Annotated in this window: 8 protein-coding genes and 1 pseudogene; 6 read left to right on the forward strand and 3 right to left on the reverse strand. The window is 66.3% G+C overall.

Annotated features, from left to right (window positions below; genetic code table 11):
* The first annotated feature begins 109 nt into the window (after positions 1–109).
* The 4 genes from hemH (at position 110) to AC1D00_RS15665 (ending at position 3,819) form a co-directional block, all read left to right on the forward strand.
* Positions 110–1,147, forward strand: a complete 1,038-nt coding sequence (gene hemH, locus AC1D00_RS15650) for a ferrochelatase (protein WP_477011295.1) — start codon at positions 110–112, stop codon at positions 1,145–1,147.
* A 10-nt stretch (positions 1,148–1,157) separates the two neighbouring features.
* Positions 1,158–2,129 carry an ABC transporter substrate-binding protein gene (locus AC1D00_RS15655; RefSeq protein ID WP_477011296.1) on the forward strand — a complete coding sequence of 324 codons (972 nt, stop codon included), beginning with the start codon at positions 1,158–1,160 and terminating at the stop codon, positions 2,127–2,129.
* Positions 2,130–2,357: 228 nt separating this feature from the next.
* On the forward strand, positions 2,358–3,350 hold the full coding sequence (locus AC1D00_RS15660) for an SPFH domain-containing protein (RefSeq protein ID WP_135175466.1): 993 nt from the start codon (positions 2,358–2,360) through the stop codon (positions 3,348–3,350).
* Positions 3,351–3,375: 25 nt separating this feature from the next.
* Complete coding sequence (locus tag AC1D00_RS15665; RefSeq protein WP_135175465.1) at positions 3,376–3,819, forward strand: NfeD family protein; 444 nt, start codon at positions 3,376–3,378, stop codon at positions 3,817–3,819.
* Positions 3,820–3,947: 128 nt separating this feature from the next.
* Here AC1D00_RS15665 and AC1D00_RS15670 read toward each other — a convergent pair whose 3' ends face one another.
* Entirely contained in the window at positions 3,948–4,313 is a 366-nt protein-coding gene (locus tag AC1D00_RS15670) for a winged helix-turn-helix transcriptional regulator (RefSeq protein WP_477011297.1), read from the reverse strand.
* Between the two features lie 72 nt (positions 4,314–4,385).
* Here AC1D00_RS15670 and AC1D00_RS15675 point away from each other — a divergent pair, with 72 nt between their 5' ends.
* Entirely contained in the window at positions 4,386–4,940 is a 555-nt protein-coding gene (locus AC1D00_RS15675; RefSeq protein ID WP_477011298.1) for a carboxymuconolactone decarboxylase family protein, read from the forward strand.
* A gap of 131 nt (positions 4,941–5,071) precedes the next feature.
* On the opposite strand, the gene AC1D00_RS15680 is transcribed toward AC1D00_RS15675, so the two are convergent.
* A complete protein-coding gene (locus AC1D00_RS15680) occupies positions 5,072–6,079 on the reverse strand; it encodes a KpsF/GutQ family sugar-phosphate isomerase (protein ID WP_477011299.1) in 1,008 nt (335 codons plus the stop codon).
* 192 nt (positions 6,080–6,271) lie between these two features.
* Here AC1D00_RS15680 and AC1D00_RS15685 point away from each other — a divergent pair, with 192 nt between their 5' ends.
* A complete protein-coding gene (locus AC1D00_RS15685) occupies positions 6,272–8,014 on the forward strand; it encodes an outer membrane beta-barrel protein (RefSeq protein ID WP_477011300.1) in 1,743 nt (580 codons plus the stop codon).
* Between the two features lie 200 nt (positions 8,015–8,214).
* Here the strand turns inward: AC1D00_RS15685 and gltD are convergent.
* Positions 8,215–8,424, reverse strand: a pseudogene (gene gltD / locus AC1D00_RS15690) (glutamate synthase); the annotation flags it as partial.

An 8,424-nucleotide genomic window follows, 5' to 3' on the forward strand; every position in this document is an offset into this window, starting at 1 on the left:
GAACACGCACCATTCCGCGAGTGTCATCTTCCCTCCCCCGCTTGGGTGCGACCCTAGCGAAACCGGGCTCATCTTGACAAGTTCGGTGCAACGCGCGACGCAACTGATCATGACGACCGTCGCCCTCAACGAGACCGCGCAGCCAGCCGTCCAGTCCGGCCAGAAACGGGTCGGCGTGCTCCTGGTSAATCTCGGCACGCCCGATACGGCCGATGCGCCGGGCGTGCGGGTCTATCTCAAGGAATTCCTCTCGGACGCCCGGGTCATCGAGGACCAGGGCCTGATCTGGCAGTTCGTGCTGAACGGGATCATCCTGCGCAGCCGTCCGCGCACCAAGGCGCTCGACTACCAGAAGATCTGGAACAACGAGAAGAACGAGTCCCCGCTGAAGACCATCACGCGGTCGCAAGCCGACAAGCTCGCGGCCGCGCTGTCGGATCGCGATCACGTCGTCGTGGACTGGGCGATGCGCTACGGCAATCCTTCGATCAGGTCGGGCATCGACGCGCTGATCGCGCAGGGATGCGACCGCATCCTCGCCGTCCCCCTTTATCCGCAATATTCCGCCTCGACCTCGGCGACCGTCTGCGACGAGGTGTTCCGCGTGCTCGCCCGCCTGCGTGCGCAGCCGACGCTGCGGGTGACGCCGCCGTACTACGAGGACGAGTCCTATATCGAGGCGCTCGCCGTCTCGATCAAGACGCATCTGGCAACCCTGCCGTTCGAGCCGGAGCTGATCGTCGCCYCCTTCCACGGCATGCCGAAATCCTATGTCGACAAGGGCGATCCCTATCAGGAGCATTGCATCGCCACGACCGAGGCGCTGCGCCGCCGGCTCGGCATGGACGCGACGAAGCTGCTGCTGACATTCCAGTCGCGCTTCGGCAATGACGAGTGGCTCCAGCCCTACACCGACAAGACGATGGAGCGGCTCGCCAAAGAGGGCGTACGCCGCATCGCGGTGGTGACGCCGGGCTTTGCCGCCGACTGCCTGGAGACGCTGGAGGAGATCGCGCAGGAGAATGCCGAGATCTTCAAGCACAATGGCGGCGAGCAGTTTTCCGCGATCCCCTGCCTCAACGACAGCGAACCCGGTATGGACGTGATCCGCACCCTGGTGCTCCGCGAGCTCCAGGGTTGGATTTGATGGGCTCCCCATGAACCGCCGCGAGGTGTTGGGGCTTGTTGGAATGATCGCGGCGCTGCCGTCCCCGGCACTGGCGCAGCAACCGGCGCGGCGGCTCGGCGTGCTCTCGGTCACGGCCGCCGACGATGCGATCGGGCAGACGCGCAGCGCCATCCTGGTCGAGGCGCTCGCCGCCCATGGCTGGAAAGAGCACGACAATCTCAGGATCGACTGGCGCAGCGGCGCCGGCGACCGGGCGCGGATCGCCGGGCTCGCCGAGGAGCTGATCGCGCTCAAGCCCGACATCCTGCTCGCGATCGGCACGCCCTCGGTCGAAGAGCTGCGCCGGCGCACCGCGACGATCCCGATCGTGTTCGCCGTGGTGACCGATCCCGTCAGCCAGGGCTTTGTCGAAAACCTCGCCCATCCCGGCGGCAACATCACCGGCTTCACCGATTACGACGGCCCGCTGGCCGGCAAATGGCTGGAGATGTTGACGCAAGTGACGCCGAAAGTGTCCCGCGTCTGCGTCGTCTACAATCCCGCCACTGCGCCGTTCGCTGCCCTCATGCTGCGCACGATCGAGGACGCAGCACGGACGCTTCATGTGACCGTCGAGACCGCGCCGGTCCATGACGCAGCCTCGATCGCGGCGCTGGCCTCGCGCAAGGACGGCGGCCTGCTGATCCTGCCGGACTTCTACACGATGGCCAACCGCGCGCATCTGCTCGCGGCGATCGCCGAGGCGCGCGTGCCTGCGGTGTTCTGGAGCCGTACCTTCGTCGACGAGGGCGGGCTGATGTCCTACAGCACCGACAGCACCGAGCAGCTCCGCCACGCCGCCAACTACATCGATCGCATCCTGAAGGGTGCGCGGCCTGCCGACCTGCCGRTGCAGAACCCCACCAAGTTCGAGCTCGCGGTCAACCTCAAGACCGCCAAGGCGCTTGGCGTCACCATTCCTCCAAGCCTGCTTGCAACAGCGAACGATGTCATCGAATAAGGTCGTCCGCGACGGACACATGCCCAGATTCGTTAACGTTCGCCGCTAGGTCTGCGCCCGGACGCTTTCAAGAGCCTTTCGGAAATACTTATCGTGACCGTTCCCTGCTGCTGCGTCTTGTGCAGAATCGTCCGAATGCCGACGTGAATCGCGACCGCTGAACCGGTAGGGTTGCGATCCCGACCAATGACAGCGCGGGAAAGGGCTTTTTCCTGCCTTGGAGGAAATATGAGCGGTTTCGACATTTTCGCGATTGTTCTGGTTTTGCTCGTCATCGTCACGCTGATTGCCGGCGTGAAGACGGTGCCGCAGGGTTATGACTGGACCATCGAGCGGTTCGGAAAATACACCCAGACGCTGAGCCCCGGGCTCAACCTGATCGTGCCCTATTTCGATCGCGTCGGGCGCAAGATCAACATGATGGAGCAGGTGATCGACATTCCCGAGCAGGAGGTGATCACCAAGGACAACGCCACCGTGACGGTGGACGGCGTCGCCTTCTACCAGGTGTTCGACGCCGCCAAGGCGAGCTACGAGGTCTCCAACCTGACCCAGGCCATCACCGTCCTGACCATGACCAACATCCGCTCGGTGATGGGCGCGATGGATCTCGACCAGGTGCTGTCGCACCGCGACGAGATCAACGAGCGCCTCTTGCGCGTGGTCGATGCCGCGGTCTCGCCCTGGGGCCTGAAGGTCAACCGCATCGAGATCAAGGACATCGTGCCGCCCGCCGATCTCGTCGAGGCGATGGGCCGGCAGATGAAGGCCGAGCGCGTCAAGCGCGCCGACATTCTCGCCGCCGAAGGCCAGCGGCAGTCGGAGATCCTGCGCGCCGAGGGCGCCAAGCAGGGCCAGATTCTCCAGGCAGAAGGCCGCAAGGAAGCCGCGTTCCGCGACGCCGAGGCCCGCGAGCGGTCCGCCGAGGCCGAGGCCAAGGCGACGCAGATGGTCAGCGAAGCCATCGCCAAGGGCGATGTCGCGGCGTTGAACTATTTCATCGCCGACAAGTATATCAAGGCGTTCGGGCAACTGGCGGACTCGCCGAACCAGAAGGTCATCATGCTTCCGGTCGAGGCGATGAGCATGCTGGGCTCGCTTGCCGGCATCGGCGAGATCGCCAAGGCGACGTTCGGCGAGAGTGCGGCATCCGCCGCTGCCGCGGCCCGTCGCGGCGGCTCGGTGCCGTCGTCCGGTCCGATGCCGCCAGCGGTGCCGTAACCGCACCATTGAGAGAGGTCGTGTCATGACCGACATGTTCGTATCGCTCGGCACCTGGAACTGGCTGATCTTCGGCTTCATCCTGATGGGGCTGGAAGTGCTGGCGCCGGGCGTATTCCTGTTCTGGCTCGGGCTCGCCGCGCTGCTGGTCGGGCTGATCTCGTTCACCGTCGCCGTATCCTGGCAGGTGCAGCTGGTGATGTTCGCGATCTTCGCGGCAGCCGCCGTGCCGGTGTGGCGTCGCCTCTCGCGGCCGAATCCGGATGCGAGCGGAAGCCCCTTCCTCAACAAGCGTACCGAGGCGCTGCTCGGCCGCGAGTTCACGCTCGAGAAGCCGATCATCGACGGCAACGGCACCATGCGCATCGGCGACACGGTCTGGCGCGTCGCAGGTCCAGATACGCCGGCCGGGACGCGCGTGAAGGTGGTGCAGGTCGACGGCGTGAATCTGACGGTGGCGGTGGCGTGAGGACCCTTCGCCTCTCCCCGCTTGCGGGGAGAGGCCAGATTGCATCGTAGATGCAATCCGGGTGAGGGGGGCTCTCCGCGAGTCGTCTCTCACCGTCTGCGCGGAGGCTCCCCCTCACCCCGATCCTCTCAGCGCGAGCGAAGCTCGTCGCGGCCCCGCAAGCGGGAAGAGCCCTTCCACTTCTCCGCAAACCGGTGCAGCGGCATGAACGTCTCGCACAAATCCCGCCCGAGCGGCGTCAGCCCGTAGCCTCCGCCTTCGCCGAGCTCCACGAACTCCGCCTCGCGCAGATCGTCCAGCCGCGCTTGCAGCACTGTCGGCGAGACCTCGTCACAGGCGGTGCGCAAGCTGCGGGAGGTGAGGGGGGCGTCGCGCAACTCCCACAGGATCCGCAAGGTCCAGCGCCGGCCGAGCAGGTCGAGCAGCGCCATGATCGGCCGTCCCGTGCGTGAGCCGCGGACGCCGCGTGTTGTCGATCCGGCCTGTTTCGCCATCGTCGCCCTCTTGCCTATTGCTACATATAATGTAGCGTCGTGCTACGATAATCGTAGCAAGGGAGACGGCCGATGTCCCAGGCCACACCGCGTATTGCGCCGCTCGCGCCACCTTATCCCCCGGAGATCCAGGCGCAGTTCGACCGCATCATGCGCGGCGCGCCGCCGCTGCTGCTGTTCCGGGTGATGGCGGGCCACAGCCGCGCCTGGGACAAGTTCCGCGCCGGCGGCCTGCTCGATCCCGGGCCGCTGTCGTTGCGCGAACGCGAGATCGTCATCGACCGCACCTGCGCGCTGAACAAATGCGAATATGAATGGGGCGTGCATGTCGCGGTCTTTGCCGGTCCGGCGCGCCTCACCGAGGACGAGGTCCGCGCCACCGTAGAGGGCGATGCGACGTCGCCGTGCTGGTCACCGGGCGAGCAGGCGCTGATCGCAGCCGTCGACGCGCTGCATCACCGCGCGACGTTCACCGATGCGGAATTCGCCGCGCTCGCGGCGCATTACGACGAGGCGCAGATCCTGGAGGTCATGCTGCTGTGCGGCTTCTATCGCACCGTGTCGTATCTGGCGAACGGCCTGAGGCTGCCGCTGGAGGAGAAGGCGGCGCGGTTTCCGCAGCTCTAGCCCCGTCATTCCGGGGCGCGACGAAGTCGCGAGCCCGGAATCCATCGGGCAGCAACCTCGGAGATGAATGGATTCCGGGCTCGCGCCCAAAGAGGGCGCGCCCCGGAATGACGGCGCGGAGAGAGCGTGCTTTACGCCACGCCCGCGCGGAGCAGATCGTGCAGGTGGACGATGCCCACGACCTTGTCCGCCTCGGTCACCAGCAGCGTCGTGATCTTGCGGGTGTTCAGCACCTCGATCATCTCGGTGGCGAGCATCGAGGGCGGCACGGTCTTCGGCTGCCTGGTCATGATGTCGTCGACCGTGACCGTCAGCAGGTCGGGCCGCATGTGGCGGCGCAGATCGCCGTCGGTGATGATGCCGACGGCCTCGTTCGCGTCATTGACGATGCAGACGCAGCCGAGGCCCTTGGCCGACATCTCGACCACGGCCTCCGACATCTCGGTGCCGAGCGGCTTGAGCGGGATCTCCGCGCCGGTGCGCATGTAGTCGCGAACGAATTTCAGCATTGCACCGAGCTTGCCGCCGGGGTGGAAATGCGCGAACTCGAGCGCCGTGAAGCCGCGGCTTTCGAGCAGCGCGATCGCGAGCGCATCGCCGATCGCGGCCTGCATCAGGGTCGAGGTGGTCGGGGCCAGATTGTGCGGGCAGGCCTCGCGGGCCTTCGGCAGCTCGATCACGAGGTCGGCGGCCTGTCCGAGCGAGGACGCCGCGTTCGACGTCACCGCGATCATGGGGATCGCAAAGCGCGCCGAATAGTTCACGAGGTTCTTCATCTCCGGCTGCTCGCCGGACCAGGACAGCGCCATGATGACGTCGTCGGTGGTGATCATGCCGAGGTCGCCGTGGCCGGCTTCAGCGGTGTGAACGAAGAAGGCGGGCGTGCCGGTCGAGGCCAGCGTCGCCGCGATCTTGCGGCCCATATGGCCTGACTTGCCGAGCCCGGTGACGATGACGCGGCCCTTGGCCTGTCGGATCAGGTCGACCGCCTTGGCGAAGGTCGCACCCAGCGGGCCGCGCAGCGCGGCGGCGAGCGAGTTGATGCCGCCGCTCTCGGTCTCCAGCGTGCGGAGCGCGGATTCGACGCTTGTAGGAATGGGGCCGGATGATTGGGTCATCAGCGGTTTCGAACTCGGCATGTACAGGTCCAGGGAGGAGGGGCGATGGCCCATTGGCGCCTGCTTTAGCATGCCTCGGCGTATCAGGCGACGCGGCCGCCCCGCCCCTCAACGGGTCATTAACCATAATTGTTTTAAGTCCATTAACGATGGTTTCTGCCAGTCGGCGGGGACAATCGCGAAAGTGTTTGATTTCGTTGGGGTAATTCCATCGTGGGGTCGTCTCCAGGCACGGGCCGGAGCAAACGCGCGCATTTCCTGTGCGCGGCTTTGCCGTGTCTTGCGCTGACGGCCCTGCAAAGCGGCCCAGTGGCCGCCCAGAGCCTCACGCCCGACCTGTTCAATCCCAACCGCGGCGGTTTCGCCGCGCCCGACACGTTGCCCACGCGCCGCACGGCGGGCGTACCGCAGGCGCCTTCGGACGCGCTTCCGGTGCTGCCCGATCCCAACGCCGATCCGCGCAAGCGGCAGCAGGCGCCGGCGACTTCGCGCGTCGGCCAGGTCCCGACCTACGGTCTGCCGGCCGCCAACGGCGCCAGAGGCTCGGGTTACGACTCGCTCAACCGCAAGCGGCAGCAGCCCAAGTTCTATCCCGGGCAGCCGAAGCCGAAGCGCCCGGTCGGGCCCGGCTCGCCGGTGCCGCCGGCAACGCCGGACAGGACGCTCGGCCCGCCGCGCATCGCGTCGCCGCCGTCCGAGACCGCGCACAAGGTGCCGGTGCCGCCGGCGATGGCCGGCAGCGTGCCCGGCCAGCCGCTGCGCCGCCGCCTCAAGCTGGACGAGGATCCGTTCGGCGCGGTCGGCGATTATGCCGGCAGCTTCCTGATCAAGGGCGGGCTCGAGCTCTCCGCCGGCTATGACACCAACCCGGCGCGTCTGAACAAGCCGGTCGGCTCGCCGGTCTATGTCGTCGCGCCCGACCTCCTCGTGGTGTCCGACTGGGAGCGCCACGCGCTGGTCGCCGATTTGCGCGGCTCGTTCTCGGGCTACACCAACAACATGCCGGTAACGATCGACGGCTTTCCCTCGCCCTCGCCGGTCGAGATCGACCGCCCCGACTTCACCGGCCATGTCGACGGCCGCATCGACGTCGACCGCGACCTCAAGCTGACCTCGCAGCTCCGCCTGCGGCTCGCCACCGACAATCCCGGCAGCCCGAACGTGCAGACCGGCCTTCAGAAATATCCTGTCTACGCCACCTATGGCACCACCGTCGGCTTCGATCAGACCTTCAACCGCTTCCAGGTCGCGGCCGGCGCCACCGTGGATCGCACCGCCTACACCGACTCCAAGCTCACCGATGGCTCGACCTCCAGCAACGGCGATCGCGACTTCAACCAGTATGGCGGCGTCGGCCGCTTCTCCTACGAGCTGAAGCCGGGCCTGAAGCCGTTCGTCGAGATCCAGGGCGACACCCGCGTGCACGACCAGCCCGCCGATCGCAACGGCTATTTCCGTGATTCAAACGGCGGCTATGGCAAGGTCGGCACGTCCTTCGAGTTCTCGCGCATCCTCACGGGAGAGGTCTCGGTCGGCTATTCCGCGCGCAACTATGTCGACCCGCGCCTCAGCCAGCTCTCGGGCTTCCTCACGTCGGGCTCGCTGATCTGGAACGCCAGCGGGCTGACCACAGTCAAATTCGTCACCGACACGCAGATCGCCGAGACCACCGTCGCCGGCTCCTCCGGCGTGCTGGTGCACACCTACGCCGCCGAAGTCGATCACGATTTCCGCCGCTGGCTTACAGCAGTGGGCAAGTTCACCTACGGCACCTACGACTACCAGGGCCAGAACCGCAACGACAAGACCTACTCGCTCGAAGGCAATCTGATCTACAAGCTCAACCGCAACGTCTGGATCAAGGGCACGCTGCGCCACGACATCCTGGATTCGAACCAGGCGGGCTCGAGCTCGCAGGGCACGGTGGTGATGCTGGGGGTGAGGCTGCAGAATTAGCGATGAGGTGCGCCTTGATGCGCTGTCGTCGCTACCCGCTCAGCTGTCATGCCCCGGCTTGACCGGGGCATCCAGTACGCCGCGGCTTATCCGCATACGTTTGACGTCTCTGGAATACTGGATCGCCCGCTCCAGTGCGCGAGTGCGCACAAGGCGGGCGATGACACCGTTCGTAAATCTGGCGGCGGAGTGAGCCGCGCCTAGCGCGGCAGATCCGTCTTCCCCATCAGGAATGTGTCGATCGACCGGGCGCACAGCCGGCCCTCGCGGATCGCCCAGACCACCAGCGACTGGCCGCGGCGCATGTCACCGGCGGTGAACACGTTCGGGCGCGAGGTCTGGTAGTCGAGCGTGTTGGCCTTGACGTTGCCGCGCGGGTCGAGCTCGACCGAGAGCAGCTTGAGCAGACC

The sequence above is a fragment of the Bradyrhizobium sp. P2_E8 genome (assembly GCF_056403875.1).

Coding starts and splice junctions, on each gene's coding strand:
- AC1D00_RS15660 (WP_135175466.1), top strand. CDS start 2,358: ATGAGCGGTTTCGACATTTTCGCGATTGTTCTGGTTTTGCTCGTCATC.
- AC1D00_RS15665 (WP_135175465.1), top strand. CDS start 3,376: ATGACCGACATGTTCGTATCGCTCGGCACCTGGAACTGGCTGATCTTC.
- AC1D00_RS15670 (WP_477011297.1), bottom strand. CDS start 4,313: ATGGCGAAACAGGCCGGATCGACAACACGCGGCGTCCGCGGCTCACGC.
- AC1D00_RS15675 (WP_477011298.1), top strand. CDS start 4,386: ATGTCCCAGGCCACACCGCGTATTGCGCCGCTCGCGCCACCTTATCCC.
- AC1D00_RS15680 (WP_477011299.1), bottom strand. CDS start 6,079: ATGCCGAGTTCGAAACCGCTGATGACCCAATCATCCGGCCCCATTCCT.